The sequence below is a fragment of the Streptomyces sp. CA-251387 genome, assembly GCF_050936625.1.
GTDB lineage: Bacteria > Actinomycetota > Actinomycetes > Streptomycetales > Streptomycetaceae > Streptomyces.
Genome location: NZ_JBNJMJ010000001.1, coordinates 4,938,688 through 4,961,150, shown reverse-complemented (window position 1 = coordinate 4,961,150; position 22,463 = coordinate 4,938,688). Strand labels below are relative to the sequence as shown.

Annotated in this window: 24 protein-coding genes and 1 pseudogene; 15 read left to right on the top strand and 10 right to left on the bottom strand. The window is 71.5% G+C overall.

What is annotated here, in order from left to right; all coding sequences use genetic code 11:
• Positions 1-647 precede the first annotated feature (647 nt).
• Entirely contained in the window at positions 648-1,421 is a 774-nt protein-coding gene (locus tag ACQEV2_RS22190; RefSeq protein WP_433044142.1) for a polysaccharide deacetylase family protein, read from the top strand.
• Between the two features lie 12 nt (positions 1,422-1,433).
• On the opposite strand, the pseudogene ACQEV2_RS22185 reads toward ACQEV2_RS22190, so the two are convergent.
• Positions 1,434-1,965, bottom strand: a pseudogene (locus ACQEV2_RS22185) (dihydrofolate reductase family protein).
• A gap of 302 nt (positions 1,966-2,267) precedes the next feature.
• Here ACQEV2_RS22185 and ACQEV2_RS22180 point away from each other — a divergent pair.
• The 9 genes from ACQEV2_RS22180 to ACQEV2_RS22140 all read left to right on the top strand — a co-directional run bounded on the left by ACQEV2_RS22180 (position 2,268) and on the right by ACQEV2_RS22140 (position 7,418).
• Positions 2,268-2,777: a DUF5994 family protein gene (locus ACQEV2_RS22180; protein ID WP_433044139.1), complete on the top strand. Its 510-nt coding sequence runs from the start codon at positions 2,268-2,270 to the stop codon at positions 2,775-2,777.
• Entirely contained in the window at positions 2,774-3,130 is a 357-nt protein-coding gene (locus tag ACQEV2_RS22175) for a PRC-barrel domain-containing protein (protein ID WP_433044136.1), read from the top strand. Before ACQEV2_RS22180 ends, ACQEV2_RS22175 begins: the two co-directional genes overlap by 4 nt.
• A 21-nt stretch (positions 3,131-3,151) precedes the next feature.
• A complete protein-coding gene (locus ACQEV2_RS22170) occupies positions 3,152-3,322 on the top strand; it encodes a hypothetical protein (protein ID WP_433055248.1) in 171 nt (56 codons plus the stop codon).
• A 175-nt stretch (positions 3,323-3,497) separates the two neighbouring features.
• Positions 3,498-3,836: a MerR family transcriptional regulator gene (locus ACQEV2_RS22165; protein ID WP_433044133.1), complete on the top strand. Its 339-nt coding sequence runs from the start codon at positions 3,498-3,500 to the stop codon at positions 3,834-3,836.
• Between the two features lie 231 nt (positions 3,837-4,067).
• Positions 4,068-4,271, top strand: a complete 204-nt coding sequence (locus tag ACQEV2_RS22160) for a cold-shock protein (RefSeq protein WP_007383480.1) — start codon at positions 4,068-4,070, stop codon at positions 4,269-4,271.
• 239 nt (positions 4,272-4,510) lie between these two features.
• On the top strand, positions 4,511-6,073 hold the full coding sequence (locus ACQEV2_RS22155) for a DEAD/DEAH box helicase (RefSeq protein ID WP_433044129.1): 1,563 nt from the start codon (positions 4,511-4,513) through the stop codon (positions 6,071-6,073).
• A gap of 133 nt (positions 6,074-6,206) precedes the next feature.
• Positions 6,207-6,614, top strand: a complete 408-nt coding sequence (locus ACQEV2_RS22150) for a CBS domain-containing protein (protein WP_433044126.1) — start codon at positions 6,207-6,209, stop codon at positions 6,612-6,614.
• A gap of 73 nt (positions 6,615-6,687) precedes the next feature.
• Positions 6,688-6,978, top strand: a complete 291-nt coding sequence (locus ACQEV2_RS22145; protein ID WP_433044123.1) for an SCO5918 family protein — start codon at positions 6,688-6,690, stop codon at positions 6,976-6,978.
• A 56-nt stretch (positions 6,979-7,034) separates the two neighbouring features.
• Entirely contained in the window at positions 7,035-7,418 is a 384-nt protein-coding gene (locus ACQEV2_RS22140) for a hypothetical protein (RefSeq protein WP_433044120.1), read from the top strand.
• Positions 7,419-7,781: 363 nt separating this feature from the next.
• Here ACQEV2_RS22140 and ACQEV2_RS22135 read toward each other — a convergent pair whose 3' ends face one another.
• A complete protein-coding gene (locus ACQEV2_RS22135) occupies positions 7,782-8,549 on the bottom strand; it encodes an ATP-binding cassette domain-containing protein (protein WP_433044117.1) in 768 nt (255 codons plus the stop codon).
• 111 nt (positions 8,550-8,660) lie between these two features.
• Between ACQEV2_RS22135 and ACQEV2_RS22130 the strand changes: the two genes are divergently transcribed.
• Both ACQEV2_RS22130 and ACQEV2_RS22125 read left to right on the top strand, forming a co-directional pair.
• Complete coding sequence (locus ACQEV2_RS22130; protein ID WP_433044114.1) at positions 8,661-9,701, top strand: substrate-binding domain-containing protein; 1,041 nt, start codon at positions 8,661-8,663, stop codon at positions 9,699-9,701.
• A gap of 40 nt (positions 9,702-9,741) precedes the next feature.
• A complete protein-coding gene (locus ACQEV2_RS22125) occupies positions 9,742-10,755 on the top strand; it encodes an ABC transporter permease (RefSeq protein ID WP_433044111.1) in 1,014 nt (337 codons plus the stop codon).
• A gap of 57 nt (positions 10,756-10,812) precedes the next feature.
• Here ACQEV2_RS22125 and ACQEV2_RS22120 read toward each other — a convergent pair whose 3' ends face one another.
• The 6 genes from ACQEV2_RS22120 to ACQEV2_RS22095 form a co-directional block, all read right to left on the bottom strand.
• Positions 10,813-11,589: an Fpg/Nei family DNA glycosylase gene (locus tag ACQEV2_RS22120; protein ID WP_433044108.1), complete on the bottom strand. Its 777-nt coding sequence runs from the start codon at positions 11,587-11,589 to the stop codon at positions 10,813-10,815.
• Between the two features lie 7 nt (positions 11,590-11,596).
• Positions 11,597-12,448 (bottom strand): MBL fold metallo-hydrolase, encoded by an 852-nt coding sequence (locus tag ACQEV2_RS22115; protein ID WP_433044105.1) that lies wholly within the window; start codon positions 12,446-12,448, stop codon positions 11,597-11,599.
• Positions 12,449-12,620: 172 nt separating this feature from the next.
• Entirely contained in the window at positions 12,621-14,471 is a 1,851-nt protein-coding gene (gene uppS / locus ACQEV2_RS22110; RefSeq protein ID WP_433044102.1) for a polyprenyl diphosphate synthase, read from the bottom strand.
• 1 nt (position 14,472) lies between these two features.
• Positions 14,473-14,850 carry a DUF6114 domain-containing protein gene (locus ACQEV2_RS22105; protein WP_433044099.1) on the bottom strand — a complete coding sequence of 126 codons (378 nt, stop codon included), beginning with the start codon at positions 14,848-14,850 and terminating at the stop codon, positions 14,473-14,475.
• Between the two features lie 23 nt (positions 14,851-14,873).
• Positions 14,874-15,476 (bottom strand): DUF6230 family protein, encoded by a 603-nt coding sequence (locus ACQEV2_RS22100; RefSeq protein ID WP_433044096.1) that lies wholly within the window; start codon positions 15,474-15,476, stop codon positions 14,874-14,876.
• A gap of 174 nt (positions 15,477-15,650) precedes the next feature.
• Positions 15,651-16,124, bottom strand: a complete 474-nt coding sequence (locus tag ACQEV2_RS22095) for an SRPBCC family protein (protein WP_433044093.1) — start codon at positions 16,122-16,124, stop codon at positions 15,651-15,653.
• 123 nt (positions 16,125-16,247) lie between these two features.
• Between ACQEV2_RS22095 and ACQEV2_RS22090 the strand changes: the two genes are divergently transcribed.
• From ACQEV2_RS22090 to ACQEV2_RS22080, 3 genes are all read left to right on the top strand, one after another.
• Positions 16,248-17,774 (top strand): FAD-dependent oxidoreductase, encoded by a 1,527-nt coding sequence (locus tag ACQEV2_RS22090; protein ID WP_433044090.1) that lies wholly within the window; start codon positions 16,248-16,250, stop codon positions 17,772-17,774.
• A 117-nt stretch (positions 17,775-17,891) separates the two neighbouring features.
• Positions 17,892-18,068 (top strand): hypothetical protein, encoded by a 177-nt coding sequence (locus ACQEV2_RS22085; protein WP_433044087.1) that lies wholly within the window; start codon positions 17,892-17,894, stop codon positions 18,066-18,068.
• Between the two features lie 226 nt (positions 18,069-18,294).
• Positions 18,295-18,846 (top strand): tellurite resistance TerB family protein, encoded by a 552-nt coding sequence (locus tag ACQEV2_RS22080; RefSeq protein ID WP_433044084.1) that lies wholly within the window; start codon positions 18,295-18,297, stop codon positions 18,844-18,846.
• 39 nt (positions 18,847-18,885) lie between these two features.
• On the opposite strand, the gene ACQEV2_RS22075 is transcribed toward ACQEV2_RS22080, so the two are convergent.
• Positions 18,886-20,124, bottom strand: coding sequence for a sensor histidine kinase (locus tag ACQEV2_RS22075; protein WP_433044081.1), 1,239 nt, complete (start codon positions 20,122-20,124; stop codon positions 18,886-18,888).
• Positions 20,125-20,239: 115 nt separating this feature from the next.
• A complete protein-coding gene (locus ACQEV2_RS22070) occupies positions 20,240-22,447 on the bottom strand; it encodes an MMPL family transporter (RefSeq protein WP_433044078.1) in 2,208 nt (735 codons plus the stop codon).
• Positions 22,448-22,463: the final 16 nt, after the last annotated feature.

Genomic DNA, 22,463 nt, shown 5'->3' with positions numbered 1-22,463 from the left:
TGAACCGGCCGCCGGCTCGCGGTGGGTCGGCGTGCGTTCGGGTGCGGACAGCTGCGCGGCTGCGCTCCGTGCCCGCGTCCACCGTATGCCCGCCGGAGCCGAAAGCACCCGGCCGCCCGCCACCCGTGGAAACCGGCGACCATTGGCCCCGTGCCCGACCGGAACGGCTCCCATGGCCCGGCACCGTGGCTCACGGGGGCCGTACGTCCAGACATGGACCGCGCGCCTCTGGAGCGCCGGACGACATCACCGCGATCGCGTCCGAGATCACGGCGACCCTCCCGGAAGCCTGTGCCGCCGGTATGGGAATCGACCCCGCGCAACTCTTAGCCGCCGAACTGGACGACCTGACCGACCCGCCGGCGAACTGACCACGCGACGCCACGCCACGTCCCGCCCTCGCGCGCCCACAGCGCGCCCTTCAGAGCACAGCCGAACAGCCCCCGGCTCCCACCTCCGGATGAGCCGTCCGATCGTGCCGAAGCACCGCCACCCGCTCTCGCGCCGCTCGGCGAGTTGTCCGCGAACTCCCCGGGGATTGTCCGTGATCGGTAACGGACGCATCCCCTGGCCGCCGTCCCTCGTCCTGCCAGGTGGTCGCGAGGTGACCGGGGATCGGCGAGGAACTGGGCGGAAGCGGGGCGGACATGGCACGGCACGGTGGCGGGCGGGGCTGGTACGGCAAGGTCGTCGGGGCGGCGCTCGGGGTGACGGTGCTCGCCGCGGGTGCCGCGGTGTGGACCGCGCAGGCCGGTGCCGTGGGCGGTTCGGCGCCGAAGGCGACCGCGTCGGCCACGCCGGGCAGTGCCGTCAAGCCGGTCGCGGTGACCATCGCGCACGCCTCGGACAAGGGGGCGCGCGGCGTCAACATCACCATCGACGACGGCCCCGACCCCGTATGGACGCCCCAAGTGCTCGACGTGCTGCGGGAGTACGGGGTGAAGGCCACGTTCTGCATGGTGGGGACGCAGGCGCAGGCCCACCCGGACCTCGTGAAGAAGGTGGTCGCGGCCGGGCACCGGCTGTGCGACCACTCGGTGTCGCACGACACCACCATGGACAAGCAGTCCCAGGCCTACCAGTCGCAGCAGATACTCGACGCCGAACGCATGATCACCAAGGCGTCCGGGGGCGTACGGCCGATGTACTACCGGGCGCCCGGCGGGGCCTTCACCCCCTACAGCCGCACCCTCGCCGCCTCCCGGGGCATGCGCCCGCTGGGCTGGAACGTGGATACCAAGGACTTCGAGCGACCGGGCACGGACGCCATCGTCGCCACCGTCGAAAGGGAGCTGCCCAACGGGCCGACGCTTCTCTTCCACGACGCGGGAGGCGACCGCTCCCAGACCGTCGAGGCCCTGCGCCGGATCCTCCCCCGGCTCAAGGAGCAGAGCTACTCCTTCGGCTTCCCGGTGCGCTGAGCCCCGTACGGCTCAGGACAGCACGTGGTAGGTCACGTGCGTGACCCGGCTCCCCGCCCTCGACTGCACCTGCTTCAGGTTCAGGGGCGGGACGCCCTCGAACAGGCGGGTGCCGGCGCCGAGTGTGAGCGGCACGATGTGCAGCCGCAGCTCGTCGATCAAGCCGGCGGCGAGGTACTGGTTGATGGTGGTCGAGCCGCCCTGGATCGCGACATCGCCGTCGCCGGCCGCCGCACGTGCCTGGGCCAGTGCCGACTCGATTCCGTCGGTGACGAAGTAGTACGTGGTGCCCCCGCCCATCGGCTGGGGCTCGCGCGCGTGGTGGGTGAGCACGAACACCGGCGCGTGGTACGGCGGATGGCTTGGCGCCGCCCATCTGGTCGACCTCGGCCCGGTTCTCGTCGCCACCGTCGAACATCCAGGCGGGCAGCTTGTCGCCCCAGCCGTCGCCACCGTCGTCGCCGAACGGGCGTTCCTCGGTCTGATGGAGCCCGGCCGAGTACCCGTCGGCCGAGATCATGATGTCGCAGATCACCCTGCTCATGGGTTCGGTCACTGCTCCCTCGTCCTCGTGGCGGCCTTCGTCGCCTTCGGACCGGGTGGAGAGCGTGTACCCGGTACAGCGGCCGTCGTAGACCGGAGGCACTGGGGCAGCCGGGCGGCGACGAGGGCGGCGACGCTGCTGCCGGGGAGGCTGTCCCGGAGCCCGGCTGACGGACGGCCGCAGGAGTAGCGTGGGACGAAGAAGACCGGGAGATCTTCTCCCGGCCTGCCGTCGGCCCCTTTCACGAACCGCCGGCCCACGTTCAGGAGCCGCTGCCGAAACCGCACAGGCAGGTGAGCACAGTGCCCGGTACCGACCCCCCGCCCACGGAGGGACTCCTCCCGGACGGCCTTCACGAGTCCGTACTCCCGGGGACGGCGCTCCTGCGGCTGGAGACGACGCACGACCGCCGGGGAGTGCTGGACGGCGCGTGGTGGCCGCGCTCCCGTGATGTCGGCGCCGAGCTGCCCGGTCTGATCGGCGCGCTGAGCGAACACCTCGGGCCGATCGCGCGGGTCGGCCTGGACTCCGCCGCCTGGGACGGACTGCCGACGCGCCTGGTCGTCGACGGCCGGGTGGTGCACATCGACGCGTCGTCCGTGGGTGACGACACCGTCCTGGTCACCCGAGGCGATCAGGACATCTTCTCGCTGCTGGTCGTACCGCCGGACACGCCGGTCGCCGCGGCGCGGGCGGCGATGGCCCAGGCGGTGCGTGCCGACAACGTCAAAGGGGCGAGGCGGATCCTCGTCGACACCGGTGCCGAGCCCCTCGCTTCCCCCTCCGGCGGTGGAGACAGGGAGCAGGCATGATCCGCGCGGCCGATGTCCGGGAGTGGCGCGAACACGCCGTGGTCGACCCCAAGGGGCGGAAGATCGGCACGCTCGAGGCCGTCTACGTGGACACGGCCACCGACGAACCGGCCATGGCCACCGTCCGTACGGGGCTGCCCACCCGTCAGCGCCTGGTTTTCGTCCCGCTCGACGAGGTGGTCCTGGGGCCCGGGTACGTCAAGGTCTCCCATGCCAAGGGGGAGGTGCGAAAGGCGCCCTCCATCGGGACGGACGACGTGCTGCCCGCGGAGCAGGAGGAGACGATCTTCCGCTACTACGACATGGCGTACCAGCCGGGTGCGCACGGCGAACGTCAACTCGCGCGCCGCTGACCCCGCCAGGAGGTGGTCGGGTTGCTGGTGACCTTTCTGCTGCTTCTGCTGGTGGCCGTCGTCCTGGGAATCATCGGTGCGGCGGCGGACGGCCTGGGCTATCTGCTGGCCTTCGGTGTCGTGCTCTTCGTGGCGGATGTGGCGTTCGCCGCAGTGGCGTCCCGGCGCGTCCCCCGGCGTCCCGTGCGCTGACCCTTCACGCCGTTCGCAGTCCGGCCGGCGCGGCGGGTGAAAGTCTGTAATGGCGAGACCACATCTCCGTGCCTGCCGGAGTTAGGGTTGTCGCACCAGGCAGATGGTGCCGGATCTCGCGGAGCACGGGTGCCGCACACGCCCGGGCTCACCGCGCCCCCGAAACGAAGGTGCTATGCCCGCTGATAACGCCCCTGTCGCCGGGAACCTCGACGACGACGACTACCCCGCCTACACCATGGGGCGGGCAGCCGACGTCCTCGGCACCACGCCGGCCTTCCTCCGGGCCGTCGGCGAAGCCGATCTGATCACTCCCCTGCGCTCGGAAGGCGGCCACCGCCGGTACTCCCGCCGCCAGTTGCGCATCGCGGCCCGCGCCCGCGAACTCGTCGACCAGGGCACCCCCATCGAGGCCGCGTGCCGCATCGTCTCCCTCGAGGACCAGCTCGACGACGCCCTCCGCCTGAACCGGGACATGCGCCGGGAGCTGGACGAGCGCGGCACGGATACCTAGTCCCGCCACTACAGAAATAAAGGCCACCGCGGGATAAGAATTCCTGAACGATGGCGAAAACCCATGGGGACTTCCGCCCGACCTGTGTTAGCGTGATAGCAGTTGCAGTTTTGGTTACCAGAGACTTGATTCTTTGCAGAGCTTTCCGGATGCTTCCGGAGGGGTGATCACAGCGGCGACTCGGGCCCGTAAAGTGCGGAGTCCGGCACTGCCCCCCAAGGGAGATTCAATATGGCATCTGGCACCGTGAAGTGGTTCAACGCGGAAAAGGGCTTCGGCTTCATCGAGCAGGACGGCGGCGGCGCTGACGTGTTCGCCCACTACTCGAACATCGCCACCAGCGGCTTCCGCGAGCTTCAGGAAGGCCAGAAGGTTACCTTCGACGTCACGCAGGGCCAGAAGGGCCCGCAGGCCGAGAACATCGTTCCTGCCTGACGCCGACGCGTCACACGAACCTTGTGACTGGGGCCCGCACTCTAGGGGTGCGGGCCCCAGCTCGTTAGTCTCCCGGATCCTCTGTGTTTTCCGGGATTTTCCGCGTTCTTGAACAGCCCCGGCACTCAGGCCGAGAGGGCTCGTTTCAGCATTTCCCTCGGCTCATTCTTGCGAATCCTCGTGCGGCTTGCGCTGCCGGCTGGAATTCCTCGATACGCCGCATCGAGGAAGGTTCCTCCATGAACCGCACCCGCAGTACCGGCCGCGGCTCCGGCCGCTTCCGCGCCCAGGAGAAGGGCCGGCAGAGTCCCCGTTCGGGCACCGGGCGAAACAGTGGCCCACGGGCACGCGTCGCCGCACGCCCGCAGGAGTTCACCCTGCCGGTCACCCTCACCGAGCCGCTGCCGGCGGTCGCGACGTTCACCGAACTCGACATGCCCGCACCTCTGCTGGCCGCGCTCGGCACCGAGGGCGTGACCGTGCCCTTCCCGATCCAGGCGGCCACGCTGCCGAACGCGCTGGCCGGCCGGGACGTGCTGGGCCGCGGGCGCACCGGCTCCGGCAAGACGCTCGCCTTCGGCCTGCCCGTACTGGCCCGGCTCGACGGGCAGCGGGCCCAGCCCCGACAGCCGCTGGCCCTCGTCCTCGTCCCCACCCGGGAACTGGCCCAGCAGGTCACCGACGCGCTCGCCCCCTACGCCCGCGCCCTGCGTCTGCGGCTCGCCACCGTGGTGGGCGGCATGGCGATCGGCCGCCAGGCGAGTGCGCTGCGCGGCGGCGCCGAGGTGGTCGTGGCGACGCCCGGCCGCCTCAAGGACCTCATCGAACGGGGCGACTGCCGGCTGGACCGCGTCGCCGTCACGGTCCTGGACGAAGCCGACCAGATGGCCGACATGGGCTTCATGCCGCAGGTGACCGCGCTGCTCGACCAAGTCGCCCCCGGCGGCCAGCGGTTGCTGTTCTCGGCCACTCTGGACCGCAACATCGACCTCCTGGTACGGCGCTACCTCCACGACCCCGTGGTGCACTCGGTCGACCCGTCCGCGGGCGCCGTCAGCACCATGGAACACCATCTGCTGCACGTGCACGACGACGACAAGCACACCACCGCCACCGAGATCGCCGCCCGTGACGGTCGAGTGATCATGTTCCTGGACACCAAGCACGCGGCCGACCGGCTGGCCAAGCACCTGCTGTCCGTCGGTGTGCGTGCCTCGGCCCTGCACGGCGGCAAGTCCCAGCCGCAGCGCAACCGGACGCTCGCCCGGTTCAAGGACGGCCATGTCACGGTCCTGGTGGCCACCAACGTCGCCGCCCGCGGCATCCACGTCGACGACCTCGACCTCGTCGTGAACGTCGACCCTCCCGGCGACCACAAGGACTACCTGCACCGCGGCGGCCGTACCGCCCGGGCGGGCGGGTCCGGCACCGTCGTCACCCTCGTCCTGCCGCACCAGCGTCGCGCGGTGGACCGTCTGATGGCGGATGCCGGCATCACGGCGCGTACGGTCCGGATCCGGCCGGGCGAGACCGAACTGCAGCGCATCACCGGCGCCCGGACTCCGTCCGGTGTGCCCGTCACCATCACCCCATCGGCCACCGAACAGGGCGAACCCACGGGATCCGCCGACCGCGCCCGCAACGGACGGGCCACCGGCCGGGGTCGAAGGGCACGGGCCGCCGGTCGTAGTAGTACCGGACGGGCCGCCGACCGTGGAGGAGCCGGACGAGCCACCGACCGCGGAGGAGCCGGACGGGCCGCCGCGCGGACCCGGCACTCCGCCCCGAGGAACAACCCATAGCCCCGGCAGTCAGCCCACCCCGACAGCCCGGCAGCCCCGGCACAGAGATTCGCCCCAGTGGTCGTGACGGGCCTCGGCTCGTGCTGCGGCCCCGACGGACTCGTCCTGCCGACCCGACGAAGAGGAGAAGCCCTTGACGCCGATTCCAGCCCCCACGCTGCAGGCCGGAACCACCGACGGCACCGGTCTGACCGCCAGTGACGCCATGTACGCCCCCGGACCCCAGGTGGACGACCACATGACCGTCGACGTGGCGCTGTCCGTGCTCATCGGCGCCCGCGTCCCACACCTGCTCCTCGAGGACGAGGACGGGCGGTGCGCGGGACTGGTGACCCTCGCCGAGCTCTCCGCGCACCGCGGTGGCTCGTGGTACGGGGACCGGACGCGGCTGCGGGACATCCCCTTCGACCGCGGGCCGTTCACCTCGTCCATGGCCGAACTCGGCGAGGCCGAGGCCGCCATGCGGGTCCGGGCCCTCGACGTGTCCCCCGTGATCGACGAGCACGGATACGCCCTGGGCGTCCTCTCGCTCACCCACTGACCGCTCCCCCACTGACCGCTGCCGCACGGTCGGCCCCTGACGGTGTTTCTCTCCCAACTCTGTGGAGGCATCCATGCGTTGTGTCATCGCCCGTTTCCCCTTCGACCTGGTCAAGAGCGAGGTCGAGCAGTCGATGAGCGGGATCAAGCCCGAACCCGTCACCGGCGTGGCCGTCACCATCGGCCGCCGCGTCTACTCCGTGATGCAGGTCGGGGAAGTGATCACCAAGCAGGACCGCCGCGACTTCACCGCGGGGGAGATGCGCCGGGCCCTGACCCGGCTCGGCTTCACCTGCCACAACGCCCCCGCGATCACGCCGCCCAGAGACGCGGCGCGCCCGGACGAGGGTGTGCTGGGCTGGTGAAAACAGTCCGGCTCCTGCGCGCGCCGACACCCGGCCTCGGGCTAGGCTCCTGAGGCATGAAGCGCCCTGACGACCTGCTCGTCACGATCGCCGCGATGGTGGAGTCGCAGCACAGCAGCCGGATGTCCCTGACCGTGGTGATTCCGGGAGCCGTCCTCACCGGACGGCTCGCCCCGGAAGCCCTGTGGAAGGAACGCGTCGCCGAAGTCCTGCGGGACTCCGAGCACCTGGGGCGGTTCGCCGCCGCGTTCACCCCGGACCGGGGCAGCGGCGACCGTCGACCGGAGCAAGGTGACGGACCGCCCACGCACCTCCACTTCCACGTCGCCCGGATCCTCCAGGGAAGCTTCGGCATCCCTGAGACGGGAGGCATGTACCGCGTCCCGATCGAGGACGTGAGCGCGTGGACCATCGGGGACATCGGCTACTCGGACCAGTGAGGCCCCGGCGCCTCGCTCTCCACGTCGGTCGGCAGATGAGGCGCGGTTTGCGGTGTGGAACGCCGAAGGATGTGGCACTCGGCCTATGAGCGGGCCGTACACATGAACCGCGCACTCGTCCGGGCAAGCGGTTCGGCAGTGAGTCGTGAGCCGCACGAGGGCCGGTACGGCCCGCCCCGCCCGGTTGCCGCCGCCGCAGGGTTGCCCGGCGACAACCGGGGTGGTCTCGTCGACTCCCAAAGGCGTACGGCGATCAGCGCGATGTCGTCGCGTGCGCCGCCTCTGACGCGGGGGGCGGTGATGTCTGCATGGCTGCTGCCCGCCATCCCGGGACCCCCGAGATCCCACCTCTCCATGTACGAGTCAGTCATGCCCCGTGGCGCCGACGATGGCGGAGAAGATCCTGTCCTGCGGTGTGGTCGGCACATGGAAGAAGCCGTTGTTGCGGCCCAGCCGCAGCACCGCCGCCTCGTCCGCCACCGCCTTGACGTCGCCCAGGTTGTGACTGATGAGGATGACCCCGATGCCCCGCTCGCGGAGTTCGTCGACGAGGTCGAGGACGTGGCCGGTCTGCGGAACCCCCAGCGCCGCGGTGGGCTCGTCGAGGAGGAGGGCCTTCGGCCGGCCGAGGAGCGCGCGGGATATCGCCACGGTCTGCCGCTGGCCCGCGGACAGCGAAGCGACCGGAGCACGGACGTCGGGGACACGGATGCCCAGCGCGTCCAGCTGCCGTCGGGCCTCGCCCCGCATGCCGCCGCTGTCCATCAACCGGAACAGGCGACCCCGCACACCGGGGCACCGGCGTTCCCGCCCCAGGAACAGGTTCTCGGCGACATCGAGGTTGTCGCACAGCGCCAGGTTCTGGTAGACGGTCGCGATGCCCAGGCGCTGGGCGATCCGGGGGGTCCTGACATGGACGACCTGGCCCTCCCACTCGATGACGCCTTCGTCGGCGGGGTCGACCCCCGCGATGACCCTGATGAGGGTGGACTTGCCGGCACCGTTGTCGCCGAGCAGGGCGACCACCTCCCCCGCGTGCAGCTCCAGGTCGACGTCCTTGAGGGCCTGGACGGCGCCGAACCGCTTGGAGACTCCGCGCAGCGAGAGGAGTGGCGGACCGGCCACGCGCATCTCACCTTCTCCGCCAGAGAGGGGCAAATACGATATTTATTAACAATCTAGGCGCATGTGTCGACCAGAGGCCTCCCAGACGCTGGATCCGGCCGGAAGAGGGTGTCACCGATGGCACACCACCACACCGTCCGCAAGCGCAGCCGGCCACGGCGCCCCCGGCAGGGAGCCACGCTCCTCCTGGTGGGCACGTTGCTGCTCGGCGCCGCGGCCTGTGGCGGCGATCAGGACTCCGGCGAGGGCGACGGGACACCGAAGGTCACGATCGGTCTGGTGACCAAGACCGAGACCAACCCGTTCTTCGTGACCATGCGCAAGGCCGCCGCGGACGCCGCCAAGAAGAACGGCGCCGAGCTCATCGCGCTGGCCGGCAAGTTCGACGGCGACAACGAGGGCCAGGTCGCCGCGGTGGAGAGCCTCATCGCCCGCGACGTGCAGGGCATCCTGATCACGCCGTCGAACACGACCGGCGTCCTGGGCGCCATCGCGGAGGCCCGGCGCCAGGGCATCCTGGTGATCGCGCTGGACAGCGCCACGGACCCGGAGGACGCCGTGGACGCCACGTACGCGACCGACAACGTCAAGGCCGGACGCCTCCAGGGCGCGTATGTCAGGGCCGTGCTCGCCGACCGGGCGCCCCAACTGCTCATGCTGGACGGCACGGAGGGTTCCTCGGTCAGCCAGGAGCGTCACGACGGGTTCCTCGACGGCTTCGGGATCGAGGATGACTCACCGGCGATCCGAGGGCGGGCGAACACCAACGGCGACCGCAACCTGGCGCAGACCGCCATGGAGAACCTGCTGCAGCGCACGACCGACGTGAACTCGGTCTACACCATCAACGAACCGGTGGCCGACGGCGCCTCCGCGGCCATCGCCGCCCGCGGCCTCACCCGGCAGGTGACCATCGGCACCATCGACGGCGGCTGCGCCGGCGTACGGGCCGTCAAGGCCGGCAAGTACGCGGCCACCGTCATGCAGTTCCCGGTCAGGATGGCCGACCGGGGCGTGGCCGCGGTCGTCGAGTTCGCCGAGAGCGGGCGGAAACCGTCCGGCTTCACCGACACGGGCACGGAACTCATCACCGACCAGCCGGTGCGGGGACTGGCGTCCCACGACACGGCCTGGGGACTCCAGCGCTGCTGGGGATGACCGGCGTGCGCCGAGCGGTGGAAGGAACCAGTAAAGGACCATGAGATCTCCCGGTACGCCCAGCCCCACCGCCGAGCCGGAGCCCGGCGCCGCGCTGCGGGAGGCGCTGCGGTACGCCCTGCGTACGCCGACGGCCGGCCCGCTGGCCGCCCTGGCCGTCGCCGTACTGGTCTTCTCGCTCACGACGGACACCTTCATGACGCCGGGAAACCTGTCCCTGGTGCTGCAGCAGACCATCGTGATCGGCACCCTGGCGCTGGGGCAGTCGCTGATCATCCTCACCGCGGGCATCGACCTGGCGAACGGGGCCATCGCCGTCCTCGCCACGATCGTCATGGCCAAACTCGTCTTCGACGGGGGCAGCCCGGCGGCGGCGCTGCTGCTCGGCCTGGCCGTGGCGGTCCTCCTCGGGACCGTCAACGGCCTGCTCGTGGCCCGGCTCGGCCTGCCGCCGTTCATCGTCACCCTGGGCGCGCTGAGCGTCCTCTACGCCACGGCCAGGCTCTACTCCGACTCCCGCAGCTATCCGGTGACCAGCGATCTGCTCGACTTCTGGGGGCACGGCATCCACCTCGGCGGCGTCCTCGTCACCTGGGGAACGTTCCTGCTCCTGGGCCTGTACGCGTTCTTCTGGTACGTGCTCACCCGGACGAGCTGGGGACGGCACATCTACGCCGTCGGCAACGCCCCCGAGTCCGCCCGCCTGACCGGCATCAACGTGCGGCGCACGATCCTGTCGGTCTACGTCACCGCCGGTCTCCTCTACGGCATCGCCGCCTGGCAGGCCCTCGGACGCATTCCCAACGCCGACCCCAACGCCTACCAGACGGCGAACCTGGAGAGCATCACCGCCGTCGTCATCGGCGGGACCAGCCTCTTCGGCGGCCGGGGAAGCATCGTCGGAACGCTGATCGGAGCGCTCATCGTGAACGTGCTCCGCTCCGGCCTCACCCAGGCGGGCATCGACAGCCTCTACCAGGACGTCGCGACCGGGACCCTGGTCGTCGTCGCGGTCAGCGTCGACAAGGTCCTGCGCAGGGGCGACACGCGCTGATACGTGGCACTGGCTGATAGGCGCCACCGGCTGATGCGCACTACCGGCTGATCGGGACTACTGACACTGCGGACACCACACCGTGCCACGGCCCGCCATCCGGGACCGGCGCAGCGAGGTGCCGCAGCGCGGGCAGGCCGGGGCGGGGTCGTCCCGGTGACCGGTGAGCCAGGAGTCCCGGGGCGGGACACAGCCGGCGGTGACCGCGGAGCGCAGGGCGCGGCGCATGTGCGTGTACAGGCGGCGGCGGTCGGGCTCGGTGAGGTCGCTCGCCCGGCTCGCGGGGTGCAGGCCTGCCCGCCACAGGATCTCGTCGGCCAGCAGATTGCCGAGTCCGGCCAGGACGGACTGGTCGGTGAGGGCCGTTTTGAGGCTGCCGCGGCGTGCGGAGAGCGCGGTCTCGAACTCCTCGCGGCTCACCGCAAGCGCGTCGGGTCCCTGGCGCTCCAGCAGAGCCGCGACCTCCGACTCGTCGTGGGCGAGCCACAGGCCCTGCAGCTTGCGCTGGTCGCGGAAGCGGAGCTGACGGTCGCGGGACAGGGTGAACAGGACGCGGTCGTGCGCCTCGACCGCGTCGTCGGGACGGCTGCAGACCAGTCGGCCGGTCATGCCGAAGTGCAGCAGGAGTGTGGGGCCGCCGGTGCGGGCGAGCAGCCACTTCCCGTGCCGCTCCGGCTCGGTGAAACGCCGGCCTTCCAGGGCGTCCCGCAGGCTCCGCGTGCTCACCCCGTGCAGTACGCCGGTGTCGCGCACGTCGACGCGTTGGATGATCCTGCCCTTCGCGCAGGAGGTGAGCACCTTCCGGAACCCCTCGACGTCCGGCAGCTCGGGCATGAGTGCGTCAGGTGGCCGACGGCCGTGGCTGTTCCGGCGGAACCGAGCTCTCGGCGACCGCCATCCACTGGTCGAGGTCGGCCTGCGTGAACTCCGGCCACGGCGGAATCTCGGGCAACCGGCGCAGAAGGTCGTACGCCTCCCCGATCTGGGGCCGGCGGAGCACCGGCGTGTGGCAGCCGGCGATGACCTCGGCGTCCAGCCGCTGGAAGTCGTCCACCACCGCCCCGAACTTCCGGCCGTCCAGCAGCGCGACCCAGGGCGAGACCAGGCGCCCGCCGAAGAGCTGCCCCTCGCGGAACTCCTCCGCCGACAGGTCGGCGGTTTCGGCCATGGGGGTGGGCACGTTCGTCGCGAAGGTGTCCACCGCCCACAGGACGTGTGTCTTCGGGTCGAAGAGGGCGCGGGTGGTCGGGTTGTCGTACAGCGGTGGCCGCTTGGCGACCAGCGTGCGGTCACCCACGTCCAGCCGGTCGCCCTCGATCATGAAGCGGCACCGGTTGACCGGTGTCTCCCACTCCTCGGCCATGCGCCCGATCGAGAACCACGTCGTCAGCAGGGTCGCGTTCGGGCATTCGGCGAGGACCGGCAGGAGGTTGCCGGCGTGGTCACGGTCGTCGTGGGTGAGGAAGATCCACCGCACGTCCAGCGGATCCACCACGGACCATGCGGCCTCCAGCCACTGCGACCGCACCGCCGGCGCCCCCGTGTCCACGAGGACCGGCTCGGCTCCCCGGATCACCATCGAGTTCATCGGGAAGTGGCCGACCGGCGGGGCCTCCAGGGCCCACGGGATGACGAACGTCTCCTCCGCGATCCGGTACGGCTGCAGAAGACTGAAGGTTTCCATCGTGGTCATCGCTGCTCTCCCTGGTACGGGGTCGGGTCGCAGCGCCTGTCAGTCCAGTCCAGCCCCACGGCACGCCTGCGTCAAACGCAGGGGCAGACACCTCCCGGGTCTGCGTCTCCCACACGCCCTTCCGGCAGGCCGAAGCGGCTGGGCAAGCTCGCTACGTATGCGGTTCGACTGGTCAGCCGTCCCGGAGGAGCTGGGCGGGGACGCGGGGCACGGAGCCGTAGCGGCGGGTGCGGCGGGCGTACTGTTCGAGGGCGTTCCACAGGTCGCGGCGGTCCACCTCCGGCCATGGGGTGTCCAGGAACAGCAGCTCGGCGTAAGTGGACTGCCAGGGAAGGAAGTTGGAGGTCCGCTGGTCGCCGCCGGTGCGCAGCAGCAGGTCGACGTCGGGCAGTTCGGGGACGTGCAGGTAGCGGGCGAAGGCGTGCTCGGAGACCGAGCCCGGGTCGATCCTCCCGGCGGCCGCCTCCTGAGCGAGGCGCGCCGCGGCTGCCGTGATCTCGGCGCGGCCCCCGTAGTTCACGCACAGGGTCAGGGTCAGTGCGGAGCGGTCGCGGCTGGTCCGCTCGGCCTCGGCGAGTGTCTCGATCACGTCGGCCGGCAGCCGGGAGCGCAGCCCGGCCCAGCGCACGCGGACGTCCAGCGGCTCGGCGTCGTCGGTGATCCGGCGCAGGAGCGAGGGGATCTCGTACATCAGCGCGTGCAGTTCGTCGGCGGGGCGCTTCCAGTTCTCGGTGGAGAACGCGTACACGGTCAGGTACCTCAGACCGATCTCCAGGGCGCCGTGAACGACGTCGATCAGTGCCTCGGCGCCCGCCCGGTGGCCGTCGGTGCGGGGCAGGCCGCGGGCGGTGGCCCAGCGGCCGTTGCCGTCCATGACGATCGCGACATGGCGTGGCTTGGCCTCGGCGGGCAGCTGGGGCGGGCGGGCACCGGACGGGTGGGGGGCCGGCGGGGCGATCGCGCGCCGCTCGGCGGCGAGCCGGCGCACTTCACCGGCCCTGCCTTCGGGGGCGTCGGCCGGTGTCGGCGGCGGGCAGGGCCGTACGGGGAAGGGGAACAGGCCCCAGGCCAGCGCCGCCCGGGCCCGGGCCGGAAGCAGCACGCGCAGCCGGGCGCTCCGCGGCAGGTCCGGGCGGCGCCGCAGCAGCGCGGCGGGGGCATCGGCGACGGCCTCGAGCCGCAGCCGGTACAGGTCGGTGTAGGCGCCGAGCGCGACACCGACCGCCGGATGCAGCACGGAAGGCACCGGTGTCCGGTCCAGCCAGCCGCGGGCCCGGTCGGCCAGTCGGCGCACCAGTTCCTCGAAGGCCGGGGTGCTGCGGCGGGCCAGCAGGTCCGCGCGGCGCACTCCGGCCTCGTCCAAGGCCTCCTGCGGCAGCGGCACATGGCCGCGGGCCAGGTCGTCGGAGAGGTCGACGAGGGCGTCGGTCAAGTACACGGCGTCGACCGCCGTCTGCCACTGCACCGCCGCGTCCGGTACGCCCGCGGCGATCGCCTCCGGCTCGGCGGACAGGCCCGCGACCCGCAGCAGCAGGGAGCCCGTGCGCAGCACGAACGGCGTGTTGACCAGGCTGCTGTAGCGCCGCCACTCCTGCCACGTGGCGAACCGGCGCCCGTGGACGTCCTGGCGCAGCTGCTCGAACAGGGTGTGCATGAAGCCCGGCGGCAGGTTCCAGGTGAGCATGGTGTGGATCAATGCCTGCCGCACCGGGTCGGCGCTGCGACCGTCGCGCAGGTCCGCGTCGAACGCGGAGATCCACGCTTCCAGCCGTCCGGCGCGTTCGGTGTCCGCCGTGTCCGCCGTGTCCGCCGTGTCCGCCAGACCGTCCACCGTCCCCAGGGCGCCGTACAACGCCCAGGTGGCGGTCCGCAGGGGCGGTGGCAGCAGCAGCGATACGGCGTACTCGATCTCGCCGGTGGTGCGCGCGACGCGGCGGCACGCTTCGTAACCGCGGCGCAGGGCCGGGTCGTGGATGCCGCTACGGCCGTAGACGCCGACGGGGCGCAGGACGGGAGCCCCCACCTCACGCCCCCTCTCCGGCCGCGGGCGCCTGCTGCGGGACCCAGGCGAGGGCCAGCGCGCTGCCGACGGCGGTGAGCAGGAAGCCGAGGAGCAGGCCGCCGAGGTTGGCCGCGACCAGGCTGACCAGGGACAGTACGGCGGCCAGGGCGCCGGAGAAGTAGCGCAGGGCCGGGTTCTGCCACGTCGTGACACCGGCGACGACGAACAGGGCGCCCAGGGCCCACGAGGCGGCACCCGCCGTGCCGGTGAACCGCAGGAACCCTAGCCCCACCCACGAGACGCAGATCAACTCCAGCCCGCCGAGCCCGAGCAGCAGCCCCGCCGCGAACGGGCGGCCCCGGCGCCATCCCCGCCACTCGGATCGCAGGTCGGATCGCATCGCCGTAGTCGTCGGACCGCTGCTCATCGGCCCGCCCCCGGCTCGCAGCCGCCCTCGCCCCGGCGCAGGTCGATGGTGACGCCACGGGACGTGATCGTCCCGGCCGTGAAGGCGTGCGGCTGTGTCGTCACCCTGCTGCCGCTGACCCTCTCGGCACCGACGGTGAACAGGCCCGTGGGCCGCTCCAGGGACACCCGCGGGGTGTCGAACCGCGCGCCGGAGAGCTTCACCGTCCCGGCCGTCGCCTTGCCCGCCTCCACGGTCAGCCCGGTGGCGGAGGCCTGCTCGATCCGTACGACGGCCGTCACCGCGCCGATGACCGGTAGCTGAGCGGTGGAGGTCACGCAGGCGTCCTCCACGGTGGCCCGTTCCATCCGCGTGGCCAGCGCCGGCAGCACCCCGCCGCGCCCGGAAGCGCCCGGGGAGGCCGACACACCCGACCCGGACACCCGCGCGGCATGCACCGTGACCGGCACCTCCCCCGCGAACGCCACGGAGACGGCCCCTGCGGCGCTTCCGGCCAGCAGGACGGAGGCACCCACGAGCAGGGGCGCAAGAGCCAGGGCGAACCGCAGACGGCTCGTCCGCCCGGCATGGGTCGTCACGGGGACGGTCTTCTCGATCACGCCCGGCCCAACGATCCCCCCGGACCGAAGTACCGCCTAACTCACCATCGGCTGATACGACACCCAGTCGGTTGCCGCGGCGGGAACCGACTGGACACGCCTCCGGCCGGCCCCACGGGAGCGTGGGACCGGCCGGGGTGGTTCCTGCCGTGAGCGCGTGCGCGCGGGGAACCGTCAGAGGGTGGTGCCGGGGTCCCCCGGCCGGATGCGTCCGCGCCAGCCGCCGGTGCCGCTGCCGCTCTCGACATAGTCCTTGAAGCGGCGCAGGTCTCCCTTCACCCGCCGGTCGATCATGCCCAGCGCGTCGGCGCCCTTCTCGACGACACCGGTGGGCTCGATGTCCATCGTGAGCTCCACCCGGGTGTGCGTGTCGTCCAGCCGCTCGAACCGGACCGAGCCACGCTGCTCGGTGTCACCACCGATGGACCGCCAGGTGATCCGGTCGTCCGGCATCTGGTCGATGATCTCCGTGTCGAACTCGCGCCGCACCCCACCGATGCTGGTGGTCCAGTGGTTGTGCCGGTCGTCGAGCTGCTTGACCTCGTCGACGCCTTCCATGAAGTTCGGGAAGTCCTCGAACTGGGTCCACTGGTCGTACGCCCTGCGGAGCGGGACTTCCACCTCGACCGTTTCCTTGACCGTGCTCATTGATCCCTCCTGGTCCGCTGTCTCGCCGGGGCCGGCCGCGTTCGTACACCGGCCTCCAGCGTGTGTACGGAGCACCGGGTACCCGTCCGCGTGGCACCTCACCATGACGGGAACTCGGCGGCCATGAACGCTGAGACAGAGCTCCGCAGCTCCTACTGGCTGGAAACCGCACCGCCCGGCGAACCCGCTCCCCCACCGGCCGCCGACCTCGCCGTCGACGTCGCCGTGGTCGGCGGCGGCATCGCGGGGCTCAGTACCGCCTGGGAACTGGTGCAGCAGGGACATGAGGTGGCCGTCCTGGAGGCGGGCCGCCTCGCCGCGGGCGTCACCGGCCACACGACGGCCAAACTCACCGCCCAGCACACCCTGATCTACGACCGCCTGCGCCGCACCCGCGGACCGGAGGGCGCCCGGCTGTACGCGCGCTCGCAGACCGCCGCGATCCGGCACGCGGCCGAGATCGTGCAGGAGCTGGGCATCGACTGCGACTGGGAGGAGGCGGCGGCGTTCACGTACGCCGAGAAACCGCATGGCGTCCGGGAGCTGCGAGCCGAGGCGGAGGCGGCACGGGAGGCCGGGCTGCCCGCCGAGTTCGTCACGGAGACGGAGCTGCCCTTCCCGGTCGCCGGGGCGGTCCGGGTGACCGGGCAGGCCCAGTTCCATCCCCGGAAGTACCTGCTGGCACTCGCGGACGACCTGCGCCGGCGCGGCGGCTCGGTGTACGAGGGCACGCGGGTCGTCAGCCTCACCGAGGGCGAACCCTGCGTGCTGTCGACCGACGCCGGGGTGTCGGTGCGCGCCCGCGATGTCGTGATCGCCACGCACTACCCCGTCTTCGACCGCGCCCTGCTCTTCACCCGGCTGTCCCCGCGCCGCGAGCTGGTCGTGGCCGCGCCCATCGACGAGAAGCGGGCGCCGCGCAACATGTACATCACCCCGGAGCAGGCCACGCGCTCCATCCGCACGGCGCCCCTCGGCGACGGCAAACGCCTGCTGATCGTCACCGGGGAGCACTTCACGCCCGGCACGGCCGACGTCGAGGAACGGTTCGGCCGGCTGACCGCCTGGGCCGGCGCCTGCTTCCCCGGGCTCACGTTCACCCACCGATGGGCCACGCAGGACAACGACTCCACCGACACCGTCCCGCTCGTCGGGCCGCTCCACCCCGGCAGCCGGCACACCTATGTGGCGACCGGGTTCGGCGGCTGGGGGATGAGCGGCGGCATCATGGCGGGCCGTCTGCTCGCCGACCTCGTGAGCGGGCGAAAGGTCGAGTGGAGCGGACTGTACGATCCGCGCCGCCTGGCCTCCGTGGTCCGGGAGGGAGGGGCGTTCCTGAAGCACCAGGCCCAGGTGGCCCGGCACTTCGTCGGCGACCGGATCCCGCCGCTGAGCGGGCCCGCGCCGGAGGAGATCGCCCCGGGCGACGGCGCCGTGGTGCGCATGGGCGGAGGGCAGTGGGCGATCCACTGCGACGAGAAGGGCCAGCTCCAGGCGGTTTCGGCCCGCTGCACCCACCTCGGCTGCATCGTGGCCTTCAACCGCGCGGAACAGGCGTGGGAGTGCCCGTGCCACGGCTCCCGGTTCGCCCCGGACGGCCGGATCCTGCAGGGGCCGGCGGTACGGCCGCTGCGGAAGCGCGACCTGTGAGCAGTACGCCCCTGAGCAGCACGGCGTTTGACGACCACAGCCGAGGGAACCCGTCGGCGCATGATCGTTGGCCCCCGGAGGCCGAGAGTTTCCGATGCAGAAAGAAGTTGAGGCGCCGTGATCGCGCGCACTGCCGAGAAGAAGGTCCTGAAGGTACGCGAGACCGGCTGGACGAAGGCCCGTCACCTGCGGGGCAAGGCCATCCGTACCTGTCTCCCCGCCGTGGAGGACAGCAGTTCTCCGCGCTCGGCCCACAAGAGCGCCGAGTGGAACATCGTCCGGGGCGAGGACTGAGGGCGACGGCGCGGCGCACGGTATCCGCAGGCGAGCCCCTCACCCAGGTCTACCGCCTCACCGCCGGCGACCCGCAGGCCAGGGGCACGGGGGCCCCGAAGGTGGCCCGCTACGGCTGAACTTGGGTTCCCCGGGAACTTCGCAGGGCCGGGGGGAGTTGGCAGGTCGACGCAGAAAACGCACGCGGACGACCGGAACGACAAGGGCTCAAGCCGAGGTGGCACGGATGGCGATGTGGGATCGGATCAAGGACCAGGCCAAGGGTCTGCAGCAGCAGGCGCAGGGCACGCGGGGCGCCGGCGGACACGGCCGGCCGGGTTCGGGGTCCTCGAGGGGATCGCGGGCACAGCTGGTGAACACGCTCAAGTCCCAGCTCAGCTCCCTCAAGACGGAGTTGAAGAGCGGCGCCTACCGGGACGCCAGCATGGCGATGTGCGCCCTGGTCGCCGCCGCCGACGGGCAGGTCGACCCGGCCGAGCGGCAGCATGTGGAGTCGCTGATCCTGAACAACGACGTCCTGCAGAACTTCCCGTCCGAACAGCTCCGCCAGCGCTTCAACAAGCACGTCGACCAGCTGGCGTTCAACTTCCAGCAGGGCAAGCAGGAGGCCCTGCAGGAGATCGCCAAGGCGGCGAAGAAGCCGACGGAGGCCAGGGCGGTCGTACAGACCGGCTTCGTCGTCGCGGGCGCGGACGGATACGTCGCCCCGGCCGAGGACCAGGTCCTGCGCGAGGCGTGCTCCGTACTCGGCCTGTCCCCCCAGGAGTTCGGCCTCTGACGCCGCATCACCTCCGACTGATCCGGAGCTAACGCAGTGTCACGGCGTGGCGTCCTCCCCGGCGCCGTGCGGCTGCAAGGGCAGGGTGGTGGCGACCTCGAAGCCGCCCTCGGGACGGTGGCCGGCGCACAGCTCCCCGCCGATGGAGCGGGCGCGTTCACGCATGCCCATGACGCCGAAGCCCCGGCTCCCCGCGGCCTCGGACGCCTCGGGGGTCACCGCACCGTCGTTGCTGACGGTGATGGTCAGACGGGAGCCGCTGTACTCGAACCGGACGTGCGCGGCCTGGGTGGCGGCATGCTTGGTGACGTTGGTCAGCGCCTCCTGGACGATCCGGAAAGCGGTCAGGTCGACTCCCGGTGAGAGGGGCTGCGGCTCCCCTTCGGTGGTGACCGTGACCTTGAGCCCGGCGGAGGCGCACGCCGAGACCAGCTCGGGCAGGCGGGCGAGCCCGGGCGACGGTTCCAGCGGTGTCGAGTCGGGGTCGCCGCTGTGCCGCAGCAGGCCCAGCGTGGCCTTCAGCTCGCGCAGCGCGGACGACGTGGTGCCGGTCAGGTCGGTGAGGATCGCCTTGGTCTGCTCCGGGCTGGTCAGCGCCAGATGCGCGGCCGTACCCGCCTGGGCGTTGGCCAGCGCCAGGTGGTGGGCGACGACGTCGTGCAGCTCACGGGCGATGCGCATGCGCTCCTCGGTGACGCGCAGCCGCGCCTCCTCCTCCCGGGTGCGCTCGGCGTGCTCGGCGCGGGCCTGCACCGCCTTGAGGTAGGCACGCCGCAGCCGGGTCATGGTGCCGGCGGCCAGGGGCAGCAGCAGCCAGAAGAACGGGCCGATCGTCCTGAGCAGCAGCGACAGATGGTCCATGGAGTCGGAGATCGCCGCCGCGATCACCACCGCGACCAGGGTGGTGACGCCGTAGGCGCGGGTGGTCCTGCGGTCGGTGAGGGTGGCCAGCCAGTAGAGCGCCGCCATGACAGGTGCCAGCAGCAGAGGCGTGAGCAGGTATCCCAGCGCGATGGCGACCACGGTGCAGGCCGCGGTCACCACGACGGCGACGCGCGGGTGGCTGCGGTGCTTCAGCAGGGCGAGACAGGCCACGCCCATGAGAACGACGGCGGTCTTGTCCTGGTCCGGCGGGTCGGCACCGGGCAGGGTGAGCGCGCTGCCGAGGGACGCACAGCCCATCAGTGCCAGGACGAGTGCCAGGTCGACGACGAAGGGGTGACGGCCCGCGAACGAGTCGAGGCGGTCCGCGTAGCGCCGCTCCGGGCTGGTGATCATCGTGCTCTCCGGTCGGTGGGCTGGGTCCATGGTGGAGGCTTCCGGTGTGGACGGCCGACGGGACCGCCCGTGTCCTTCGTCACGGGCGGTCCCTGTGGGGGGTGGGGCGAGTGGATCAGGTGCGCGCCACTTCCAGATCGGCCGCCGCGGTCGGAGCCGGTTCCGCCTCCGGCCGTCGGCTGAGCGCCTCGCCCTCCACGTCGACGCGGGGCAGGATCCGGTCCAGCCACTTCGGCAGCCACCACGCCTTGTCGCCGAGCAGGGCCAGCACAGCCGGCACGATCGCCATCCGTACGACGAAGGCGTCGAACAGTACGGCGGAGGCCAGCCCGAACCCGATCATCTTGATCATGGAGTCGCTCTCGCCGATGAACCCGGCGAAGACCGCGATCATGATCAGAGCGGCGGCCACGACGACGCGGGCGCTGTGCCGGAAGCCGGACGTGACCGCCGCACGGGCCGGCTCCCCGTGGACGTACGCCTCCCGCATCCGCGAGACGAGGAAGACCTCGTAGTCCATGGCGAGCCCGAAGACGATGCCCACCAGGAAGATCGGCATCAGGCTCATGATCGGCCCGGTCTGCTCCACGCCCAGCAGTCCGGCGCCGTGCCCCTGCTGGAAGACCACGACGACCGCGCCGAGGGAGGCCAGCACCGACAGCAGGAAGCCGACGGCCGCCTTGAGCGGGACGAGCACGGACCGGAAGACCATCAGCAGCAGCACGACCGCGAGGCCGACCACGACGATCAGATAGGGCACCAGCGCGGCCTGTACCTTGTCGGCGATGTCGATGTTCAGCGCGGTGGTGCCGGTGACCTCGAAGGTCGCCCCGGTCTCCGTCTCGATCCCGGGACGCTCGTCCCGGATGGTGGTCACCAGGTCCTTGGTCTTCTCGTCGGTCGGCGCGGTGGACGGCACGACCGAGAAGACGGCGGTGTCACCGGCTTCGTTGAAGCGCGCCGGGGAGACGGACACGACGCCCTTGGTGCCGCCGATCTCCTCGGAGACGGTCGTGACCGCGCCCTTCGGGTCGTCGGCGCCCTTGACGTCCACGACGACGGTCAACGGTCCGTTGAAGCCCGGCCCGAAGGCCTCGGCGAGCGCGTCGTAGGCCCGCCGCTCGGTGGTGGAGGTCGACTTGGCCTCGTCGCCGGGCATGCCCAGCTGCAACTGGGTCATCGGCACGGCGAGCGCGCCGAGGCCCAGGACGCCGAGCAGCAGCACGGGCAGGGGCCGGCGCAGCACGAACCGCGCCCAGCGCGTACCGCCGTTGTCGCCGGCCTCTTCCATACGACCGCTCTTGCGGGCCCGCCTCGGCAGCACGGCGTTCGGCCAGAAGCCGAGGAACGCCGGGACCAGGGTCAGCGCGATCAGTACGGCGACGACGACCGCACCCGCCGCGGCCAGGCCCATCTTGGTGAGCATCGGAATGCCGACGACCGACAGTCCGGCGAGCGCGATCACGACGGTGAGCCCGGCGAAGACGACGGCGGAGCCGGCCGTCCCGACGGCGAGACCGGTCGCCTCCTGCGGCGTACGGCCCTTGGCGCGCTCCTCCCGGTACCGCGAGACGACGAACAGGGCGTAGTCGATCCCGACCGCGAGGCCCAGCATCATCGCGAGGGTGCCGGTCGTGGTGGACAGGCCGAGGGCGTCGGACAGGGCGAGGATCGTGGCCATACTGACGCCGACGCCGATGATCGCGGTCAGCAGCGGCAGCCCGGCGGCGGCCGACGAACCGAAGGTGACGAGGAGGACGACGGCGGCGATCGCGACGCCGATCACCTCGGCCGCCCCGCCCGGACCGCCTCCGTCGTCCATCGCGCTCCCGCCGGCCTCGACGGTCAGCCCGGAGTCGCGGGCGTCGTGGAGGGTCTTCTCCAACTGCGCCTTGCTGGCGTCGGTGAGGTCACTGGCGCCGACCTTGTAGGTGACGGTCGCATACGCCGTCGTACCGTCCTTGCTGACCGCCTCGGCCTGGAACGGATCGACGACGGACGCCACCTGCGAACCGTCGCCCAGCTCGGCCACGGCCTCCTCGACGGCCTTCTTGTTCCCGGTGGCGGTCACCTTCTCACCGCCCGGCGCGACGAAGACGACCCGCGCGGTCGCGCCGTCGGCCGTCGCACCCGGGAAGCGCTCCTCCATCAGGTCGAACGCCTTCTGCGACTCGATGCCCGGCATGGAGAACTCCTCGTCGGAGGCTCCCGGAGCCTTGAGGGCACCCAGCCCGACGGCGGCGAGCACAGCCGCCCAGACCAGGGCGACGTACCAGCGCCGCCGGAAGGCCAGACGGCCCACTCGATACAGGAAATCAGCCACGACAGGGTCTCCACAT